General features: G+C 67.1%; 18 protein-coding genes. 11 read left to right on the forward strand and 7 right to left on the reverse strand.

The genetic code is table 11. From position 1 onward, the window contains the following. Nucleotides 1-38: 38 nt before the first annotated feature. On the forward strand, nucleotides 39-2000 hold the full coding sequence (locus tag BKH28_RS12040; RefSeq protein ID WP_075419025.1) for a DAK2 domain-containing protein: 1962 nt from the start codon (nucleotides 39-41) through the stop codon (nucleotides 1998-2000). Between the two features lie 171 nt (nucleotides 2001-2171). Then, nucleotides 2172-4430, forward strand: a complete 2259-nt coding sequence (locus tag BKH28_RS12045; protein WP_075419026.1) for an ATP-dependent DNA helicase RecG — start codon at nucleotides 2172-2174, stop codon at nucleotides 4428-4430. 34 nt (nucleotides 4431-4464) lie between these two features. On the opposite strand, the gene rsmD is transcribed toward BKH28_RS12045, so the two are convergent. After that, the gene (rsmD, locus tag BKH28_RS12050) at nucleotides 4465-5025 is read right to left on the reverse strand and encodes a 16S rRNA (guanine(966)-N(2))-methyltransferase RsmD (protein ID WP_075419027.1); all 561 of its coding nucleotides are present in this window, start codon (nucleotides 5023-5025) and stop codon (nucleotides 4465-4467) included. Nucleotides 5026-5075: 50 nt separating this feature from the next. Then, complete coding sequence (locus BKH28_RS12055; protein WP_075419028.1) at nucleotides 5076-5744, reverse strand: class II aldolase/adducin family protein; 669 nt, start codon at nucleotides 5742-5744, stop codon at nucleotides 5076-5078. Nucleotides 5745-5952: 208 nt separating this feature from the next. On the opposite strand from BKH28_RS12055, the gene BKH28_RS12060 reads away from it, so the two are divergent. The 4 genes from BKH28_RS12060 (at nucleotide 5953) to fucP (ending at nucleotide 11032) form a co-directional block, all read left to right on the forward strand. Further along, nucleotides 5953-7728 (forward strand): L-fucose isomerase, encoded by a 1776-nt coding sequence (locus tag BKH28_RS12060; RefSeq protein WP_075419029.1) that lies wholly within the window; start codon nucleotides 5953-5955, stop codon nucleotides 7726-7728. Between the two features lie 12 nt (nucleotides 7729-7740). Then, nucleotides 7741-9210 (forward strand): rhamnulokinase, encoded by a 1470-nt coding sequence (locus BKH28_RS12065; protein ID WP_075419030.1) that lies wholly within the window; start codon nucleotides 7741-7743, stop codon nucleotides 9208-9210. 65 nt (nucleotides 9211-9275) lie between these two features. Next, a complete protein-coding gene (locus BKH28_RS12070; protein WP_003781586.1) occupies nucleotides 9276-9704 on the forward strand; it encodes an RbsD/FucU family protein in 429 nt (142 codons plus the stop codon). Next, complete coding sequence (gene fucP / locus BKH28_RS12075; RefSeq protein WP_075419031.1) at nucleotides 9704-11032, forward strand: L-fucose:H+ symporter permease; 1329 nt, start codon at nucleotides 9704-9706, stop codon at nucleotides 11030-11032. The genes BKH28_RS12070 and fucP overlap by 1 nt, the downstream gene beginning before the upstream one ends. Nucleotides 11033-11091: 59 nt before the next feature. Here the strand turns inward: fucP and BKH28_RS12080 are convergent, their stop codons facing one another. The 5 genes from BKH28_RS12080 to BKH28_RS12100 form a co-directional block, all read right to left on the reverse strand. Further along, on the reverse strand, nucleotides 11092-12423 hold the full coding sequence (locus tag BKH28_RS12080; protein WP_075419032.1) for an alpha-L-fucosidase: 1332 nt from the start codon (nucleotides 12421-12423) through the stop codon (nucleotides 11092-11094). Further along, nucleotides 12424-13260 (reverse strand): carbohydrate ABC transporter permease, encoded by an 837-nt coding sequence (locus tag BKH28_RS12085; protein WP_075419033.1) that lies wholly within the window; start codon nucleotides 13258-13260, stop codon nucleotides 12424-12426. Further along, nucleotides 13250-14080: a carbohydrate ABC transporter permease gene (locus BKH28_RS12090; protein WP_003781585.1), complete on the reverse strand. Its 831-nt coding sequence runs from the start codon at nucleotides 14078-14080 to the stop codon at nucleotides 13250-13252. Before BKH28_RS12090 ends, BKH28_RS12085 begins: the two co-directional genes overlap by 11 nt. A gap of 86 nt (nucleotides 14081-14166) precedes the next feature. Then, the gene (locus BKH28_RS12095) at nucleotides 14167-15417 is read right to left on the reverse strand and encodes an ABC transporter substrate-binding protein (RefSeq protein WP_075419034.1); all 1251 of its coding nucleotides are present in this window, start codon (nucleotides 15415-15417) and stop codon (nucleotides 14167-14169) included. Between the two features lie 387 nt (nucleotides 15418-15804). Continuing rightward, nucleotides 15805-16803, reverse strand: coding sequence for a LacI family DNA-binding transcriptional regulator (locus BKH28_RS12100; RefSeq protein ID WP_075419035.1), 999 nt, complete (start codon nucleotides 16801-16803; stop codon nucleotides 15805-15807). A gap of 133 nt (nucleotides 16804-16936) precedes the next feature. Between BKH28_RS12100 and coaD the strand changes: the two genes are divergently transcribed. The 5 genes from coaD to mutM all read left to right on the forward strand — a co-directional run bounded on the left by coaD (nucleotide 16937) and on the right by mutM (nucleotide 20661). Further along, entirely contained in the window at nucleotides 16937-17524 is a 588-nt protein-coding gene (coaD, locus tag BKH28_RS12105) for a pantetheine-phosphate adenylyltransferase (protein WP_075419036.1), read from the forward strand. Beyond that, nucleotides 17521-18072, forward strand: coding sequence for an ATPase (locus BKH28_RS12110; RefSeq protein ID WP_075419037.1), 552 nt, complete (start codon nucleotides 17521-17523; stop codon nucleotides 18070-18072). The genes coaD and BKH28_RS12110 overlap by 4 nt, the downstream gene beginning before the upstream one ends. 167 nt (nucleotides 18073-18239) lie before the next feature. Next, nucleotides 18240-18830 (forward strand): YceD family protein, encoded by a 591-nt coding sequence (locus BKH28_RS12115; RefSeq protein WP_075419038.1) that lies wholly within the window; start codon nucleotides 18240-18242, stop codon nucleotides 18828-18830. Then, complete coding sequence (rnc, locus tag BKH28_RS12120) at nucleotides 18830-19624, forward strand: ribonuclease III (RefSeq protein ID WP_075419039.1); 795 nt, start codon at nucleotides 18830-18832, stop codon at nucleotides 19622-19624. Before BKH28_RS12115 ends, rnc begins: the two co-directional genes overlap by 1 nt. Beyond that, a complete protein-coding gene (mutM, locus tag BKH28_RS12125; RefSeq protein ID WP_075419040.1) occupies nucleotides 19624-20661 on the forward strand; it encodes a bifunctional DNA-formamidopyrimidine glycosylase/DNA-(apurinic or apyrimidinic site) lyase in 1038 nt (345 codons plus the stop codon). The genes rnc and mutM overlap by 1 nt, the downstream gene beginning before the upstream one ends. Nucleotides 20662-20689 lie beyond the last annotated feature (28 nt).

The following is a 20689-nucleotide window of genomic DNA, read 5'->3' on the forward strand; positions in this document are numbered from 1 at the left end:
GGTGTGCCGGTCGTAGCCAGGACCCAGGGGAGGCGAAGATGGCGCAGTCGCAAGGACACCGCCCCGTTACCCCTGTCTCAGGGATTCATGTGCTGCAGGGGGCCGCAGTGCGGCGCTGGATCGCGCTGGCGGAGATCGTCGCCGATCAGACCCGGGACCTCGTGGATGTCCTCAACGTGTTCCCCGTGCCGGATGCGGATACCGGAACCAACGTCCTGCTCACTCTGCGCTCGGCCTCCGACGCCCTCCACCGTCTGGGGCGGGCCGCTGATGTCGCCCAGGTGGCCCGTGCCGCAGCCGATGGCGCCGTTCGAGGCGCCCGGGGGAACTCGGGTCTTCTGGTCTCCCAGGCGCTGGCGGCCTTCGCCGATGTCTGCTCCGAGGCCCCTGATCCCACCGGCCTGCGCCCCGTTGAGCTCGTGCACGTCTATGAGGCCATGGCGGACACCACCTGGGCCGCGGTCTCCCGTCCAGTCTCCGGGACCCTGCTGTCGGTGGCTCGGGACGCGGCCACGGCCGCCCGCTCCGCGCTGGAGGAGGCGACGGCGAGCTCACCCGCGACCCTGAGTCTCATCGCCGCTGCTGCCGCCTTCGGTGCCCAGGAGTCCGTTGTGGAGACAGCGGGCCTCGGGCACGGTCCGGTGGATGCCGGGGGAGCGGCTTTCATGTTGCTACTGACCTGCCTGTCGGACACCATCGACGCGATTCAGGACGCCGGCGGCGGGACGGCTGAGGCTCCAGAGCTGCGCCAGGGCCACCAGGACGCCGACGAGCACGCCCCCTACACCGCCGTCGCCCGGCAGATGCTCACCGATCTGGCTGCGGGCGGGGTGCCGCACAGCGTCGGTCCCGAGCCCCTGGGCATGTCCACCGGTGAGTTCGAGGTGATGTACCTGCTGGAGGCGACCGCGGTCCAGGCGGGTCAGCTGCGCCGAGACCTGGAGCTCGTCGGTGACTCCGTGGGTGTCGTCGGCACCCCGGACGCCCTGGGGGTGGGGCTCTACCAGGTTCACGTCCATACCGACACGCCGCGTGCCGCCCTGCCGCACGCGGGTCGCGCCCGGCAGATCTGCATCCACCATCTCCACCCCACCGCCCTGGTGAGCTCCACAGACGAGCCTCCGTCCCCGTGGGGGGCGCTCGACTCCGACCCCACGGGGCATGTGGTCTCCTTCGAGCGCCTGGCCGCACGCCGGGCCGAGCGCAAGGCGAAGTCGGTGCGCATGCACCCCTCCCAGGCGGCCGTGCCCCACCCCGCACCGGCGGAGGCCCCACGCCTGGCCGTGCGTTCGCGACAGTCCGGTGTCGGTGTCATTGCCTGCACCCGCGCTCCCGGGCTCATCGAGCAGCTCGCGCGCTCCGACGCCGCCGTTGTCCTCAATCCCGACCGGGAGGGCATCGCCCGCGCCGCCGCGGATCTGGGGGCCTCCCAGGTCATCGTGCTGCCCTGCGACGCCGCCTGCACCGAGGCCGCCCACGACGCCGCGCGCTTCTTGGCGGCTCGCTCTGCCGTCTCCACCGTCCGCCCGCCGGCAGGGACCCGGAAGGCGGGAGTCGCTCGCGAGACCGCCCGCGCCGGGGTGCAGACAGGGGGCCAGTCGGAGCGTTACGCGGCCGAGGGCATTCAGCTCCTCGTGTGCGATACCGACGACGAGGCCCGGGTCCTGGCAGCCGCAGTCGCCCTGGCCGGCAGGGGCGAGGAGACCGAGCTGGCCGAGCTGGCCCGCCGAGCCTGGAGTGCCGCCGCGGGGCTGCGCACCATCGCCCTCAACGGGGCCCAGGCCGATGCCGAGGCCGTGGCTCGCGCCGTGGCCTCGGCGCTGCGACCCTCCGATGAGCTGCTCACCGTCATCACCGGCCGCAATGCCGGCCGCGATGTCGGTGCCCTGGCCGCCAGTGCGGCGGTAGGAGCCCGAGGGCACGTGGTCGGTGAGGACGTGGAGGTCGCCGTCCATGCGGGCGGCCAGGAGCACCCTGACGTCCTCATTGCCATCGAGTAGCCGTCTCCAGGCCCGGTGAGTGGCCACACGGTCGGATCACGGCGTCTGCAAGCGCCTTGGGTCATGAACGGCTCCGAGGCCCCTTCGTCATAGGGTGGGGCCGTGCCCGGCTCGTCTGATCGCTCAACCCGTACGCCCCGCCCCGGCAGCGTCGGCCTGCTCGAGCGTCCTGTGACCCGGCTCGTGGGCAAGCGCACGGCCGTCCAGCTCGCCAAGCAGGGGGTGGAGACCGGGGCGGACCTGCTGCGCCTGCTGCCCCGGCGCTACGACACCTGGGGGGATCTGACCGACATGCGCACCCTCGGCGAGGGCGAGCAGGCCACCATCCAGGCCCAAGTCGTGCGGGCATCCTCCCGGCGCACCCGCTCCGGCCGGGTCCCCGCCCTCATGGAGGCCACCGTCACCGACGGCGCCTCCACCATGGACCTCGTCCAGTTCGGTGCGGCGGGCCAGATGCGTGCCCGTGCCACCCAGCTGGTCCCCGGAACCACCGTCCTGCTGAGCGGCAAGGTGGGACTCCACCGCGGACGCAAGCAGCTGTCCAACCCTCGCCTGTACGTCCTCGACGAGCTCGATGAGGCCGAGCGCGAGGCTCTGCTGTCCCGCCCCATGCCCATCTACCCGGGCACGGAGGCCCTCCCGTCCTGGCTGGTGGCCAAGGCGGTGCGGATCGTCCTGGACCAGCTGGAGCCGGGCGACGTCGCCGACCCCCTCCCCGAGGAGCTACGGCGTGAGGCGGGGCTGGTCGACGCCTACACCGCCTACCGCTGGGTGCACCGGCCCGAGGACTCCCGCCAGTGGAAGGCCGCCCGAAGCCGACTGCGCCACGAGGAGGCCCTCATCCTGCAGGTCGCCCTGGCTCAGCGCCGAGCCCATCATGAGGCGACCCGCACCGCGGTTGCCTGGCCTGTACCGGAGACAGAGGGTTCCCTGAGGGCGGATCTCGACGCCCGCCTGCCCTACGAACTCACCGCCGGCCAGGAGCGGGTCGGTCAGGAGATCTCCGCCGACCTGGCCCGCACGGTTCCCATGCAGCGGCTTCTTCAGGGCGACGTGGGAAGCGGCAAGACCCTCGTGGCTCTGCGCGCCATGCTCCAGGTGATCGGAGGGGGAGGGCAGGCCGCCCTCCTGGCCCCCACCGAGGTCCTCGCCGCCCAGCACCACTCCTCGCTGGAAGCGGTTCTCGGCCCCATGGCCCGACTCGGGATGCTCGGTGGCGCTGAACGCGCCACTCGCGTCCACCTGCTGACCGGCTCCACCCCCACCGCTCAGCGCCGTCAGATCCTCGCCGACCTGGCCGCCGGCGAGCCGGCGATCGTCGTGGGTACCCACGCCCTGTTGTCCGACACGGTGCAGATCCCCTTCCTCGGCCTGGTCGTTGTCGACGAGCAGCACCGCTTCGGTGTCGCCCAGCGTGACGCCCTGCGTGAGCGCGGCGGTCTCACCGACCCGGTCACCGGCCAGAGCCGCACGCCCCACCTGCTGGTCATGACCGCCACCCCGATTCCGCGCACCATTGCCATGACGGTCTTCGGCGACCTGGCCACCTCCGTCCTCGACGAGCTGCCCGCCGGACGCAGCGCCGTTCCCACCCACCTCGTTCCGTGGTCGCGCACCTCCTGGGTGGAGGGCATCTGGCGGCGCGCAGCCAAGGAGGTCGCCGCCGGAGGGCGGGTCTACGTCGTTTGCCCACGGATCGCGGTCGACGACGAGCCCCGACAGACGCAGGTGGAGGGCACGCCGGCTTTCGAGACCGATGACGAGCGGGCACCGGAGCCGCTGACGGGTGAAGGGGACGGTTCGCAGCCCGACCGCCCGCTGGCCGCCGTCGAGGAGTGGAGACGGCGACTGGGCGACGAGCCCGCTCTGGAGGGCATCGGCGTCGGAGTCCTCACCGGACGCATGAGCAGCGAGGACAAGGCCGCCTCCATGGCGGACTTCGCCTCGGGTGCCACTCCGGTCCTGGTGTCCACCACCGTTATCGAGGTGGGGGTGGACGTGCCTGAGGCCTCCATGATGGTCATCCTGGACGCCGACCGTTTCGGCCTGTCCCAGCTCCACCAGCTGCGCGGGCGGGTCGGGCGCGGCAGCAGACCGTCCCTCTGCGTGGCGGTCACCGGAGCAGAGGTCGGCTCCACCGCCTTCCACCGGCTCAAGGCCTTCGCCTCCACCACGGACGGATTCGCGCTGGCCGAGGCCGACCTCGAGCTGCGCAGCGAAGGTGACGTCCTGGGGGCCTCCCAGTCGGGTCGTACCTCCGGGCTGGACCTGCTGCGCGTGACCCGCGATGCCCACCTCATCGCCACCGCGAGGCGTCAGGCCGAGCGGATCGTGGCCGCCGATCCGCAGCTGAGCGAGCACCGGGCCCTGGCCGCGGCGATCGTCGAGCGCCTCGATGAGGAGTCCCAGGCCTTCCTCGAAAGAGCGTGAAGCATCAGGGCGCGGGCCGAGGAGCGTCCCCGGCTCAGGCCGGCTCGGCGAACCAGATCGTGGTCTCGCCGTACCGCTTGTCCGCGAAGTGCTCCAGCCCCGCCGGCCAGGTCGGTTCCGGTGAGCGCGTCGAACGCTCGACGACGACGACGGCGCGCGGCGCCAGCCACGGGTCCTCGCTGCGGGCCAGGGGGGTGAGGATCGCCGTGAGCTCCTCCTCGCTCAGCTCGTAGGGAGGGTCGATCAGCACCAGGTCCGCCGGGGCACCTGCCGGGCCGGCCAGGAAGGCGGCCGCCTTCGCGGTCACCGCCGATACCCCGCCCAGGCCCAGCGCCCGGATGTTGCGACGGCAGGTCTGCGACGCACCGTGCGAGGAGTCCACGAGCGTGACGTCACGGGCTCCTCGGCTCGCGGCCTCCAGCCCCAGGGCCCCGGAGCCTGCGCACAGGTCCAGCACCCGGGCGCCGTCGAGCACCCCGTAGTGGTCCAGGCGGGCGAAAAGAGCCTCGCGGACGCGCTCAGAGGTGGGGCGCGTCCCGGACCGGGGCACCTCGATCCTGCGTCCGCCCACGGTTCCGGCCACGATCCTCGTCATGGGGCAGACCCTACCCGGCCCGCAGTCCGCGTCTCCTGTGGGCGCGGAGCTCAGCCCTCCTCGGCCGGGGCGTGCTGACCGTAGCCGGTGTCCCGGATCTTGCGTGCGACCGCCGCGATCTGCTCATCGGAGAGGATCTTGGGGCTGCCGACGGCGAGGGTGCGCAGGTAGAGCTCGCAGACCCACTCCAGCTCCTGGGCCAGGACGTAGGTGGCGGCCAGGTCCGGGCCGGTCACCACGGATCCGTGGTTGCTCATGAGGGCCGCGGTACGCCCCTCAAGGGCCTTGGCGACATTGGCGGCCAGCTCGGGGGAGCCGTAGATGGCGTAGTCGGCCACTCGCACGTCGCTGCCGCCGAACATGCAGATGTAGTAGTGCACGGCCGGGAGCGCGCTCACGCCCTCGAGGCTGGCCACGGCGGTGGCCGCGTAGGAGTGGGTGTGCACGACCGCCATCTGTCCGGTCGCCCGCAGCGCGGTCAGGTGCAGGTCCAGCTCGCTGGCGGGCTTGAGCGGGCCCTCGACCTGCTTGCCGGTGGCGTACTCGACCACGGCGACCAGGTCGGGGCGCATCTCCTGGTAGGGCAGACCTGAGGGGGTGATGGCGACCAGGTCCCCCTCCCGAACGGACAGGTTGCCCGCGGTTCCGACGACCAGGCCGTCGTCGGACAGGTGGGAGCAGGCATCGGCGATCTGCTGTCGAGCATCGTTGAGAAGCATGGTGGGCTCTTTCCCCGGGGCGTACCGCTGCGCGCCCCGTTGCGTCAGAAGTGGTACCGAGGCATCGTCTCATGTTGGCGCTCTCATGTCCATCGTTGCGCCCTTTTGTTTTCATACTTGACATGACCGTTCGGTTGGGGTCATCCTATGTTTGCGCTCACATTGATGTGGGTCCTGGTCATCGTCGCCCAGTGAAAGGAAACCTGTCATGCCCACCGCGTCCTATCCCGCCATCGGAATCCGCCCCCTCATTGACGGACGCCGTCGTGGTGTGAGGGAGTCCCTCGAGGACAAGACCGCTCAGCTGGCCAAGGATGTCGCCGAGCTCATCTCCTCCCGCCTGACCTACCCCGACGGGAGCCCGGTGCGCTGCGTCGTCGCTGAGACCGCGATCGGAGGCGTGGCCGAGGCCAACCGCTGCAAGGAGCAGTTCCGCACCGAGAACGTGTGCGCCGACCTGACCGTCACCGCCTCCTGGAACTACATCACCGAGGTCCTCGACCTCGACCCCTCGATCCCGCACGCCATCTGGGGCTTCAACGGCACCGAGCGACCGGGGGCCGTGACCCTGGCCGCCGCGGCCGCCGCCTACAACATGCTGGGCATCCCCTGCTTCGGCATCTATGGCCACGACGTGCAGGACGCCGATGACTCGGGTCTGACCGACGACGTCGTTGACAACATCCTGCGTTACGTGCGCGCCGCCCTGGGTGTCGGCCTCATGAAGGGGCGCAGCTACCTCTCGATCGGGACGGTCTCCATGGGAATCGCCGGCTGCCGCGTTCCCGAGCAGTTCTTCGTCGACTACCTGGGCATGCGGGCCGAGTACATCGACATGATCGAGATCGACCGCCGCATCGCCCACGGCATCTACGACCACAAGGAGTACGAGATCGCCCTGGCCTGGGCCCGGGAGAACCTCACCATCGGGGAGAACCGCAACCCCGAGGCCAACCGCTTCACCCAGGAGGAGTACGACGAGCAGTTCGACTACTGCATCAAGATGCTCCTCATCGGCCGCGACCTCATGGAGGGCAACCCCGCTCTGGCCGAGCTGGGCTTCGTCGAGGAGGCCGAGGGCCACGACGCCATCGCGGCGGGCTTCCAGGGACAGCGTCAGTGGACGGACTACAAGCCCAACGGCGATATCCTTGAGACCTTCCTCAACACCACCTTCGACTGGAACGGCAAGCGGCCCGAGAAGGTCTTCGCCACGGAGGGCGACGCCGGCAACGCCGTCGCCATGCTCTTCAACTCCGTCCTGACCCACCGTCCCCAGCTCTTCAGCGACGTGCGCACCTACTGGAGCCCCGAGGCCGTTGAGCGGGTCACCGGCTACAAGCTCGAGGGGCGCGCGGAGAACGGTTTCATCGACCTGCGCAACTCTGGGGCCACCACCCTCAACGCCACCGGCGAGGAGAAGGACGCCGAGGGCAACCCCATCATCAAGCACTGGTGGGAGATCACCGAGGCGGACATCGAGGCGGATCTGAAGGCCTCCACCTTCCATGCCGCCACCCGCGAGTACTTCCCCGGAGGCGGCTTCTCCACACACTTCACCACCGCCGGCGGGATGCCCGTCACCGCGACCCGCCTGAACTTCGTGGCCGGCCAGGGACCAGTCCTCCAGATCTCCGAGGGTTGGACCGTGGAGCTGCCCGACGACGTGCGCGACCAGATCGTCTACCGTACCGACCCGACGTGGCCGACGACCTTCTTCGTCCCGCGCCTGACCGGCCAGGGCGCCTTCACCTCCGTCTACGACTGGATGGCCAACTGGGGAGCCAACCACACGGCCACCGGATACGGACACTTCGGCGCCGACCTCATCACCCTGGCCTCGATGCTGCGCATCCCCGTCTACATGCACAACGTCGAGCGCGAGAGGATCCTGCGTCCCAAGGCCTGGGTGCCCTTCGGTACCGCCGAGCCCGAGAGCGCCGACTTCAGGGCCTGCGCCACCTTCGGTCCTCTCTACCGCTGACGGGTCGCCGCCATGACGAGCACCGACGAGCACCACGCCCTTGCCCTCGACCTCGGCTCCAGCTCCGTGCGAGCGGTCCTGGGAATCTACCGGCAGGGGGTCATCAGCACCGAGGAGGTCTTCCGCCTCCACCACCAGGCGGTGGACGACCACGGCACCCTCACCTGGGACCTCGAGCGCATCATGGATGGTGTTCGTCGGAGCATCGCCATAGCGACGCAGCGCCTGGGATGGGCCCCCGACTCCATCGGCATCGACACCTGGGGAGTCGACTACGGCCTGCTCGACGCCCAAGGAGAGTTGCTGCGCGCCCCGCGCGCCTACCGGGACCGGCGCATGGCCCGCTGGGCCGCGGACCTGGACCGGGCCCTCCCTGCGGAGACGGCCTGGCAGGAGACCGGCATCCTGCCCCAGCAGATCAACACGGTCTACCAGCTCTACGCGGACCTGAGGCAGGAGCCCGACCTCATCGAGCGGGTGGATCGCTTCCTGCCCCTGCCCGACCTCGTGGCCCACCTGCTCGGGGCCCCCGCACAGTCAGGGCGCGCGATCGCCTCGACCACCGGACTCGCCTCCCCCGGGGCGCGCGACTGGTCGGCACATGTGCTTCAGGCCGCTGGGATCCCCGAGGGATGGACGCCCCCGCTCGTCGACGACGCCACAGTGGCCGGGACGACGGCGGAGGGGATCAGCATCATGCGTCCCGGCGGGCACGACACCGCCTGCGCCGTCCATGCACTCGGTCTGGCCGGTGACGAGGTGCGCCTGTTCATCTCCTCAGGATCCTGGAGCCTCATCGGTGCCGCCGTTCCCAGCCCCATCCTGGACGGAGCGGCGCTGCGGGCCGGACTGACCAACGAGGTCCGTACCGACGGAGGTATCCGGCTGCTGCGCAACCTCACCGGCTTCTGGCTGCTCCAGGAGTGCCAGCGCTCCTGGAACGAGCCCGATACCGGCGCGCTGGTCGAGGCGGCGGGGGAGTGCGCCTCCCTCGGGGTCGTCATCGATCCCGACGACGAGCTCTTCGCCAGTCCTGGCGACATGCCGGACAAGATCGCCGACTGGTGCCGCCTCCACTACAAGGTGGCTCCCGAGGGACCGGCGCAGACGGTCCGGCTCATCCTCGAGTCGCTCGCCTGCGCCCATGCCGCCTACGCCCAGGGTCTGCAGGACGTCGTCGGTGACCAGCTGGACCCGGCGGCACCGATACACCTGGTGGGAGGCGGGGCGCGCAACAGCCTCCTGCCGGCCATGACGGCGGCGGCCTGTCACCGTCGGGTCATCGTGGGCACGCCGGAGGCCAGTGCCCTGGGCAACATCCTTGCCCAGCTCGAGGCCGCCGACGTCCTCGACCCCAGCGCTCGCGGCGAGGTGCTGCGCCGCAGCATCCGCTCCGTGGAGGTCGACGCCTCCGGGGCCATTGCCGATCCCGGTGTCTTCGACGCCATGCGGGAACGGCTGGACAACGCCACCGCCGACTGACCATCAGCCACATCGACCACAATCACGACATTCAACTCAACACCCACCACATGAAAGGAGCAACGATGCTCCGCAACATTCCCGCCAACCTGTCACCCGAACTCGTCAAGATCCTGCTCGAGATGGGCCATGGGGATGAGATTCTCCTGGCCGACGCGAACTTCCCCGGGCACCACCTCCACCCCACCACGGTGCGGGCCGACGGCCTGGGGATCCCCGACCTGCTGAGGTCTATCCTCACGCTCATGCCCCTGGACCGCTACAGCAGCTACCAGGTGGCCCTCATGGAAACGGTTGGCGACGACCCTCGGCCTCCGGTGTGGGACGTCTACGAGCAGATCTGGAACGAGGCCGAGAAGGATGCCGGACCGGTGAGCGTCAAGACGATTGAGCGCATGGCCTTCTACGACTACACCCCCAGCGTCTACGCCGTCGTCCTCACTGGCGAGACCGCCCTGTACGGCAACCTCATCCTCAAGAAGGGCGTCCTGTGATGACTGCGATCCGCGACTCCGTGACTGAGGAGGCCCCCGTCCAGGAGGGGACGGCCAAGCGGGGCTTCCTGTATCCCGGCATGGTGCTGCCCTTCTGTCTGCTGGTCTCCTGCTTCGCCGCCTGGGGCCTGGCCGGAAACATGACGGATCCCTTGGTCAAGGTCTTCCGCTCCGTGTTCTCTATGACGAACCTGCAGTCCTCGCTGGTGCAGTCGGCCTACTACGGGGCCTACTTCTGCCTGGCGATCCCGGCGGCCTTCATCAACAGCCGCCTGGGCTACAAGGGCGGTGTCCTCATCGGGCTGGTGCTGGCGGGAACCGGCGGGCTGCTGTTCATCCCCGCGGCCTACGTCATGACCTACTCGGTGTTCCTGACCGCCCTGTTCACCCTGGCCGCCGGCCTGTCCATTCTGGAGACCAGTGCCAACCCCTTCGTCATGTCCATGGGGCCGGAGCACAACGCCACGCGGCGCCTCAACTTCGCGCAGGCCTTCAATCCCATCGGTTCCAATCTCGGGGTGCTGCTGGCCGCCCTGCTGATCCTGCCTAAGGTGAACCCGGCCACTGCCGAGCAGCGTGCGGCCATGAGCCAGGAGACGCTGCTGGCCACCCAGAGCGAGGAGCTCAAGGCGGTCATGGGCCCCTATGTTGCCCTCGGGCTCCTCTACCTCCTGCTGGCCTTCATGATCGGTCGGGTCAAGGTCGTGGAGCGGCAGATGGAAGCCGCTGCGGGTGACAGTGGCGGGCCGGGCAGGCTCATGCGCCTGCTGCGGAATAAGCGCTACAGCTTCGGGGTGGTGGCGCAGTACTTCAACGTGTCTGCTCAGACCTGCATCTGGACCTACACCCTGCACTACGTCACGAGTGCCTTGGGAGTGTCGGACAAGGTCGCCGGATACTGGTTGCAGGCGAGTCTCATCGTCTTCCTGGTCTTCCGTTTCCTCATGGTGGGGCTCATGGGACGGTTTGACGCACGCAAGCTGCTTCTGTTCATGTGCTCCCTCGGGGTCGCTCTGTCCCTGTTCGCCATGGTGAGCGTGAACATTCTGGGGGTGCTGGCCATCATCTCCCTGTCCGCCTGCATCTCCCTGCTGTTCCCCACCATCTACGGCGAGGCCCTGATGGGGCTGGGGGAGGACACCAAGTACGGGGCCGCCGGCCTGGTCATGGCCATCATCGGTGGAGCCACCATGCCCCTGGTGCAGAGCGCCATCATGGACTACACGTCTCCTGCGGTGTCCTACGTCACGGTTGCCGGGTGCTTCCTGGTGGTGGCCGCCTACGGGGTCTACACACTGCGCACGCCCAGGCCCATCAGTGCGGCCTGACGGAAGGCACTCACACCATTCTCTCCGCCCACGTCGTACCGAGTGGGCGGAGAGAATGCTCAGTGGATCCGCTTGGCAAGGATGATTCCAGGTCCCAGTTGAGTGGGAGCGGTCGTGAGGACTCCATGGTCATGACTCACCTGTGTCTGTCCATCTCCCGGCCTCGACGATCTCCAGTCGAACTCCGCAGGCAGGCGGTCAAACGGGACCGCGACATTCTCCAGGGCAAAGAGAACCGCATGGTCTCCGTGAGACATGAGTCGCGCACCCGGTAGTGAACAAGCCTGCTCCAGTAGCTCCGCAGAGGGGTGAGACAGTTCCGATCTCGCTGCTCGCATCCACGCGCCTAGTCCCCTCAGGCAGGCGCGTTGAGGATCAGGAATGGTTCCGTCGGCGTGCGGGCCGACGTTGAGCAGGAGACGTCCTCCCCGTGAGACGACGTCGACCAGGTGTCGAGCTGCGGACGGGCCGGTGAGATACTGCTCATCGCCCTCCATCCGGTTGTAGCCGAAGGATAATCCGATGCCGCGACAGTTCTCCCACCGGTCCGCAGCCTCCGAGTCGCGCATTGCCTGATATTCGCTAGTCTCGTAATCGGAGTGGAACCCACCGAAGCGGTCATTGACGACGCCCTCCGGACACAATTTGTAGTAGTGCTCAAGCAGTGTTCCCAGTCCGTGGGCATCGAAATTCTTCGCGCAATCCGGCCATTCGATGTCGTTCCAGAAAATATCGGGGCGATACCTCTGAAACAGGTCAAGACAGTGATTGAAGATGTAGCGCCCGTACTCAGGGTCCACAGATCTGGCGAGCCGTTCAAGATCCTCTTCGCTCAGGATGACAGGAAAAGGTCTGTAATGCCAGTCCACTCCGCCCGAATAGTATGCGCCGAAACGTAATCCTGCCCGACGTGTTGCCCGTGAGATTTTTTCGACGAGGTCTTGTCGGGGGCCGCGTTGAACCGTGTTGCGACCATAGGTCTCGGGGGCCTCCCATAGGGTGATGCCGTCGTGGTGCTTGGTCGTTAGGACAACCAGTCCTGCTCCGGCTTCTTTGAACAGCGCTGCCCAGTCGTCAGGGTCGAATTTTTCAGCATGCCACATGTCCAGAAAACCGTCATACGGCAAGGAGCCGTAGGTCTCGTGGTGATACTGGGAGGCGCGGCTACCCGGAATTCGTATGGTATTGAAGTACCACTCTGCGTAGGAGTTATGAGTAAACCACGTCCTCTCATCGGGTTCGGTGCCGAGCTCTCCGTGAGGTTCTGCCCAACTTGGTACCGAATACACTCCCCAGTGAATGAAGATCCCAAGGGGGGCGTGGTCCAGCCACTCAGGCTGATGGGTTCCCAGGCGATCTCGGTGCTGCGATACAGGTGGTCGATTCATCACTCAGCGACCTCCAAAGGCGCCGAGAGTGACACCCTTCTCCAGCTGACTCTGCAAGAAGGCGACGATGAAAAAGGAAGGGATGACCGACATGGACACGGCGGCCATCATGGGTCCCCAGTCCGTACCTCTCTCTCCTGAGAACATCTGAAGTCCCAGCGAGATTGTGGCCAGGTCCGCATCATTGACGACGATCAGAGGCCACAGGAATGTTGACCAATAATCGATGAAGGAGAAGACGCCAACGACGAGTATCGGAGCCTTGAGCAGTGGGATGAGGATGTGCCAGAGGATCTTGAGGTCGCCGGCCCCATCGATTCTGGCCGCCTCCTCGAACTCAAGGGGCAGGCTCAGGATGAACTGTCGGATGAGGAACGCCCCGAAGGCTCCGAAGGCAAAGGGAAGAATGAGGGCCGTGTAGCTGTTGACCAGTCCGAGGTACTGGAATCCGATATATAGAGGGATGACAAGCACCTCCTGGGGAAGCACCAGAGTTCCCAGAAACAACATGAACAAGTGGTCTCGGAATCGGAATCGAAGTCTGGCGAAGGCGTAGGGGCTCAGCAGTGAGACTGCCATGGTCAGGGCTGCTCCGCAGGTCGAGACAAGAATAGAGTTCAAGATGATGCGCCCCAGAGGAATCTGCTGAGTCGCCTCGGTGTAGTTGTCCCATGCAAGACGGGTGCCTGTGAGTGAGGCTCCTGAGGAAAACACCTCAGATGTCGGCTTGAGGGAAGAAGCCAGCATCCAGGCGAATGGGAAGAGGAATGCTATCGCTATCAGTGTGAGTAGCGAGTAGGAGAGAAATTTGCCAATTTTGGATCGATGTTCAAGAGTCATAGTTCACCCACCTCTTCTGCTGGCTGAATTGAAGGGCCGTCAGCAGCATAACGATGACGAATAGTATCCAGGCCAGGGCGGAGGCGTAGCCCAGCTTGTCGAAGGAGAAGCCGTTGCGGTACAGTGCGAGCACAATGGTGTTTGTCGACTCACCTGGTCCTCCTTTTGTGAGAAAGAATGGTTGTGCGAACACCTTGAATGCTCCGATGACGGTCATGACGGTGCAGAAGAAGAAAGTCGGAGACAGGATGGGGAAGACGACCTGGAAGAATCGTCTGAATCCAGTTGCGCCGTCGAGCTCGCTGGCCTCCAGTATGGACGGGTTGATGCCGTTGAGACCGGCAGTAAGGACCACGATGTTGTAGCCAAGACCCTGCCATAAGCTCATGATGACGAGCGACCCCATGGCAAGGCTGGGGTTGTTCAGCCAGGGCAGCGAGGGGAGCCCTATGCTGTTGAGGGCAGAGTTCACCACCCCTTCGTCATTGAGGAGGAGGCGCCAGATCAACGCATTCCCTGCCATTGGGGTGACGACGGGGATGAAGAAGATGATTCGCAGCACTCGAGAGAACCTGTTGGGGAGGTGCTGCAGCCAGTATGAGATACCAGTGGAGATGATGAGGTTGGCACCTGTGTACAGAAGGGCGAACACCACGGTGTTCTTAAGGATGGTGTAGAACGCTGGGTCCTCCCCGGAAATCATTCGTCGATAGTTGTCAAGGCCGACGAACTCTGATGTTCCCAGAAGCGACCATGAAAACAACGAGATGATCAGTGACGCGATCAGGGGGATGATGATAAAAACCAGAAACCCTGTCATGCCGGGTGTCAGGTAAGCGATGATGCGTAGTGTGTCTCGGGGAGCTCGGTGGCGCCTTCGACTCTCAGCGGTGGTTGCGGCTCCCATCATCCTGCACTCTCTTGCAGGTCCTTGAGGATGTCTGCCGCGGTACGTGAGCCCCGGTAGCCTTCTGGGCAGTACTGGGTGAAGGACGTCACGATCTGATTCCAGTTTGCTGGGGTTACCAGAGCGGTCCCGTGATCCAGGAGGAATTTGATGGCTTCAACATTTCCGGTCGGTTTACCTTCTGCCCATCCGTCGATTTGGGAGCCGATGGATGGTACCGTCCCGCGGGTGCGTGCCACCTTGCCGATGACCTCAGGGCTGACCAGCTTCATGATGTTTTTAAACGCGGCATCCTTGTCCGGACAGTTTTTGCCGATTCCGAAGCCCGATCCCTGAATGACTCCGATGGCCTGTCCGGAGTCACTGGGGATGACGCACACACCCAGGTTGTCGTTGAGCTGCTCGGCGAAGGTCGCGTACATCCACGGGCCGTCAATGATGGCGGCAGCCTGACCAGAGGTGAATGCGCTTTGTGCGACCTCGTCGCCGTCTGAAGCGGAAGGAGCCTTGGCGTAGCCGTTGACTGCGGCAAGGTCAAACGCCTTCTGCACGGATGAGACGAAGGCGCTAGAGGTCAACGAAAGATTTCCCTTGTCGTCGAGGGCAGTGGCGCCATTGGCGTATGCGAATGCTCCAGGAGCGTTGTCCATAAGATTTGGTTTGATGGCCATGCCGACCTTCCCACCAGTAGTCAGGGCCTTCATGTCCGACAGGAACTGTGCGTAGGTGTACTTGGTTGTCGGCTCCTTCAACCCCGCTGCCTTGAAGGATTGCCGGTTGTAGAACATGACGCAGGGCTCTGCGTCGTACGGCAGTGCGTAGATTTTTCCGTCCACCGTCATGCCTTCAATCATGGCCTTGTTGAAGACTGACGTGTCGACCCCGTGCTTCTTGATGAGATCGTTCAGCGGTTCCATGATGCCGACGAGCTCCTTGGTTCGGGCTGCCTGTGTGGTCAGGATCCCTGGAGCATCAGCTGCCGTCATTCGGGTTTTGGCCTTGGTGTAGTAGTCGTTGTAACTGGGACCTGAGAAGTCGAGCTTGAAGCTGGAGTCAGTTTCTTTGACTGCGTCGACGAAGGCCTGCCACTGGGCGCGGTCCGACTCGCTGGACACCCACGTGAACATCTGGGTCGGGGCGTTATTGTTCTTGCTCTTCCCTGACGAGCATGCTGACAGCAGTGCTGCTGCCGTCCCACTCAAGAGCGATGCCGAGATGAAGGTGCGGCGGGGAAATGAAGGTGGGGTCATGGTCTTCTCTCTTCAGTGAGTGCGTAGGGGTGCCTCGTTGCAGCCGCTGGGGTCCGACGGCGATGTCGGAAGCAGCGGATGATGGCGGTAACATTAACTTGGTCACAAAAGGGTGTCAACCGTTGTGACTTGCTGAATGCCCTGAAATGAAGCGAAATAGTGGGTGTGTCGAGGTGTCGGGAGGTGCGGGTCGCGGAGGAGTGGTCTGTGGGTTGAGGAGGATTGAGTGAGCGCTGACATGTAGGTTGCCGTTGCCCTTTGCTGGAGACTGCTGCTGGTTGGGGCGTGCACTGGGTGGGGGCAGTGTCGGGTGCTCGGGGGACGACAGTCGTCCTCCAGGTGGGGCGGTCGTCGAGAACCGCTCACCCGGAGAGGTGGTCGCGGGTGCTAGGCCTTGGTCGTTGATGCCCTGACGACGAGCTGAGGCTTCAGGCAGATGCTGTGGGCAGGGGCGCCCTCGACGAGCTCGTCGGACAGCCTCAGTGAGGCCTGCCCCAGGGCGTCGAAGTCCTGAATCACGCTCGACAGCGACGGGGTCGCCCAACGCGCCAGGGGAATGTCGTCGAAGCCGACGACGGCGACGTCGTCGGGTATCCTCACGCCGGCGGCGAGAAGCTCGTGGCACAGCCCCAGGGCGATGTCATCGTTGGCGGCGAAGACGGCGTCGGGCAGGCCGCTATCGAGCAGACGTCTGGCGACCTTGGCCCCTGCTTCTCCTGTCCAGGCGTCCGTGCCCACCCAGCGGCCGGGAACTCCGGCCTGCGCGCAGACCGACTCGTAGGCGGCTAGGCGCTCCGAGGCATCCTGCCAGGAGAGGTCTCCGGTGACATGCAGCAGGCGGCTGCGTCCCTGAGCCAGAAGGTGCTCCGTTGCCAGCCTGGCTCCCAGGGCCTGGTCGATGGAGACGGTGGACAGCTCGGAGAACTCGTGCTGACCCGAGATGATGGCCACGACCGGACCGCGGTCGCGTTGAGACGAGAGGACGGCCAGGACGTCGGCGCGTTGGGCGAGGACCACGACGGTCGTGACGCGGTGGCCGTGCAGGTGGGCGAGTGCCTCCTTGACCGACTCCGGCGCGTGGCCGTCAGCGGTGGCCAGGACGAATGTGTCCCCCCGCTCGCGCACCGCCCTGGCGATCGCGGAGAAGATGGAGGCCATCCCGTGCGACAGTCCGGCGGTCAGCAGAATTCCCACGCCCCCGGAGGAGCCCGAGGCCAATGAGCGGGCGGCGAGGTTCGGCTCGTAACCCAGTGCCTGGACGGCCGCCAGAACCTTCTGACGCGTCTCGGGACGAACCGACGGGTGGTTGTTGAGCACGCGGGAGACGGTCTGAGCCGAGACTCCGACTGCCTCGGCCACGTCACTAAGGGTCACGCGTGTGGACACAAGGGAAATATACCAGCGCCACCACAGGGATCCGGGACGCCAGGCGCACAGCGGGGCGCTGCGACGGCCTGCTGCCGCCGGAGGTGCGGCGCGCGTCCCGCACAGCGGCAGGCCCAGCCAGTAGCGTGACCGTATGAGCCTGGCCGTTTACCCCGGAAGCTTCGATCCCCTCACCCTGGGGCACGTCGACATCGCCGTCCGCGCGACCACGCTCTTCGACGTCGTCGTCATCGGGATCGCCCACAACGCCGCCAAGGCCGGGCGCCACCTGCTCGACGTCCACGAACGCCTCCGCCTGACCAAGGAGGCCACCTCCCACCTGCCCGGCATCGAGGTGGACATCGTTCCCGGGCTCCTGGCCGACTACTGCAGCCGGCGCGGCGCGAACGCCATCATCAAGGGCCTGCGCAACGGCAGTGACCTGGACGCCGAATTGCCCATGGCGCTGCTCAACCGCGACCTGGGGGCGCCCGAGACGGTCTTCCTGCCGGCTTCTGCCGTACACGCGCACATCTCCTCCTCCCTCGTCAAGGACGTCGCCGGCTACGGCCGGGACGTCTCCGCCCTCGTCCCGCCCGCCGTCGCCCGCGCCCTGGAGGCCCGGCTGACCGAGGCCCCCAGGTCAGCGGCCCGCGACGGCGTCGACCCAGGACTCGTCCCACCCGGGACCCCGCCAAGCCGCTTCGTCGGCGCCGACCACACTCGAGAGGACCTACCGTGACGACCAGCCGCGATGCCGGAGACGACCTGCTGCGCATCCTCGATGAGCTCGACGACCTCATCACTCATGCCCGCTCCATGCCGATGAGCGCCTCCGCAATCGTCAACCGGGAGGCCGCACAGCACCTCATCGATCGGGCTCGTGACGCGGTCCCGACCGCCGTCCGCCGCGCTGAGAAGATCGTCGCCGATGCCGATGCCGTCCTGGCTGAGGGACGGGCCGAGTCCGAACGGCTCGTCCAGTACGCCCAGGAGGAGTCCGAGCGCCTCGTGGCGGGGGAGAACATCGTGCGCATGGCCAACGACCGGGCCGACAGCATCGTGGCCGCAGCGGAGGACAAGGCCGCCTCGCTGCGTCACGGGGCCGATGAGTACTCCGACCGGGCCCTGGCCTCCCTGGAGGCCGAGGTCGCCAAGGTCGCCGAGCAGATCCGCGCCGGTCGGGAGGTCCTGGCCGGTCGTCTGGGAGACGGCGCGGGCCAATCGGTGGAGATCCAGGAGCCCGTCCGCCGCCGCTCGGCCTGGTCCGTGGACCCCTCCGCCCACTGAACCATTGGCGTCGCAGCCCCACCGGGTACGCTCACGCCAGACACCTCGTCCATCACCTCGCCCACCAGTCACCCAGCACCGTGGACATCACGTGGACATCACGTGATACCGCTCGGGCCCTCGGTCATCGCTGGATGCGGCGCGGTCAACCCGCTGTGGAGGAACCCATGTCAGGACTCGTCGTCGATATCGTCGACCTGCCCCGAGCCGCCGGCTCGGTCAAGAACCTGCAGATCCGTACCCCCGCCCCCGCCGACCTGGGGACCGAGGTCATCGGTGTGCCCGAGGGAAGCGACCTCGCCCTCGACGTCACCCTGACCTCCATGGACGACGGCGTCCTGGCACACGCCGACGCCGACCTGCACGTCCACGGCGAGTGCGTACGCTGCCTGCGCGACCTCGACGAGGACCGCAGCGTGAGGATCGACGAGCTCTATCTCTTCCCGGAGGTCATCCAGGCCCAGCGGGCCGAAGGCGATGAAGAGGCCGAGGACCTCCTGGCCGTGGGGGAGACCACCCTGGATCTCGAACCGGCGCTGCGCGACGCCCTGGTGCCCACGCTGCCCTTCCAGCCCCTGTGCCGTCCCGACTGCCCCGGGCTGTGCCCCGACTGCGGGAAGCGGCTCGAGGACCTGCCCGCCGACCACCACCATGAGGTCCTCGATCCGCGTTGGTCGGCGCTGGCCGGCCTACTGGATGCCGGGACCGGGCAGGAGAGCGACCCGGACGCACCCACGAGTGGGCAGGAGCGGGCCTGATGGCCAAGCGCCGCAGCGCCCCACCCGCGCGCACTGACACCGAGGCCCTCGTCTACCGCTGGGGTCCCAGCATTGACGGTGAGCTCCTCGACCTGGCTCTGACCCACCGCTCCTACGCCCACGAGAACGGCGGCCTGCCCACCAACGAGCGTCTGGAGTTCCTGGGTGACTCCGTCCTGGGGATCATCGTCACCGAGTACCTCTACCGCACCCACCCGGAGGTCCCCGAGGGTCAGCTCGCCAAGATGCGCGCCGCCACCGTCTCCGAGCCGGCACTGGCCGCCGTCGCTCGTGACCTGGGACTGGGGGAGTTCATCAAGCTCGGCAAGGGTGAGGCGCTCTCGGGTGGACGGGACAAGGACTCCATCCTGTCCGACACGGTCGAGGCCCTCATCGGTGCCACCTACCTCACTGACGGGCTGGAGGAGACCCGCACAGTCGTCACCCGTCTCGTCTCACGCTTCCTGGACTCGGCCCGAACCCGCGGTGCGGGTCTGGACTGGAAGACGAGCCTCCAGGAGCTCACCGCAGCCCACCAGCTCGGCAACCCCGCCTACGAGGTGGCCGGTACCGGCCCCGACCACCAGCGGGTCTTCACCGCCAACGCCATCGTCGACGGCGAGGTGCTGGGACAGGGGACGGGAAGCTCGAAGAAGGTTGCCGAGCACGACGCCGCCGAGGCCGCCTACGCAGCCATCCTCGCCGCCCGGGGTGACGGCGGGCTGGACCTGCCCGGTGTCAACGAGGCCCTGCGCGCTGACCTGCTTACGCGGCAGGCCTCCCAGAAGAGCTGATGCCCGAGCTTCCCGAGGTCGAGGTGGTGCGCGCCGGCCTCGCCCGGCACGTGACCGGACGCACCGTGACCCGCGTCGAGGTCCTCGATCCTCGTCCTCTGCGTCGCCAGGACGGTGGTGCCCAGGCCTTCGTCGACCAGCTCACCGGGCGCACCCTCACCGCGGCTGTCCGCCGGGGGAAGTTCCTGTGGCTGACCCTGGACGACGGACGCGCCCTGTCCGCCCACCTGGGCATGAGCGGACAGCTGCTCGTGCGCGGCACCACCCCGACCGCTCGTGACGCCGCCCCGGAGCCGGCCAGTGCCGCGGCCTTCCTGGCCGACACGGACACCCGCCCCGGCGGGCGTCCGGTGGACCTGAGCGCCACCGAGCAGCCCCGCTATGTGCGGGACATCTCCACCTCTGCCCGCCACCTGCGAGTCCGTCTCCATCTGAGCGCCGGCACCGGTGGGGCGGTGCTCGACCTGGTCGACCAGCGCATGCTCGGCGGCCTGCACGTCGTCGACCTGACCCCCACCTCCGACGGCGCTCCCGGCGGGGTGGGAGACCCGCAACCGCTGCTGCCCGCCGACGCCACCCATATCGCCCGCGACCTGCTCGACCCGGCCCTGGAACTGAGCGGCCCCACCGGCGTCGTCGCCCGGGCACGCTCCTCGAGGCGCGCCATCAAGACCCTGCTGCTCGACCAGGGGCTCGTCTCGGGCATCGGCAACATCTACGCGGATGAGGGCCTGTGGGAGGCCGGGGTGCACGGCCTGCGCCCGGGAACGGGGCTCGGTCCACGGGTGGTGGCCAGGATTCTTGAGTCCACCGCAGAGGTCATGCGGCGAGCACTGGAGGTTGGCGGTACGAGCTTCGACGCCCTCTACGTCGATGTCGAGGGCGCCGCCGGATTCTTCGCCCGAGAGCTCGGCGCCTACGGGCGTCAGGGCCTGGGATGCCGCCGCTGCGGAGCCACCATGCAGCGTGAGGCTCTGGGAGGGCGTTCACACACCTACTGCCCCCGCTGCCAGCCCCGTCCGCGCCGGCGCCGGTAGGTAGCCGCCGGTGCGCACCAGGGAGCCT

This window comes from Actinomyces oris, from assembly GCF_001937665.1.
Lineage (GTDB): Bacteria > Actinomycetota > Actinomycetes > Actinomycetales > Actinomycetaceae > Actinomyces > Actinomyces stomatis.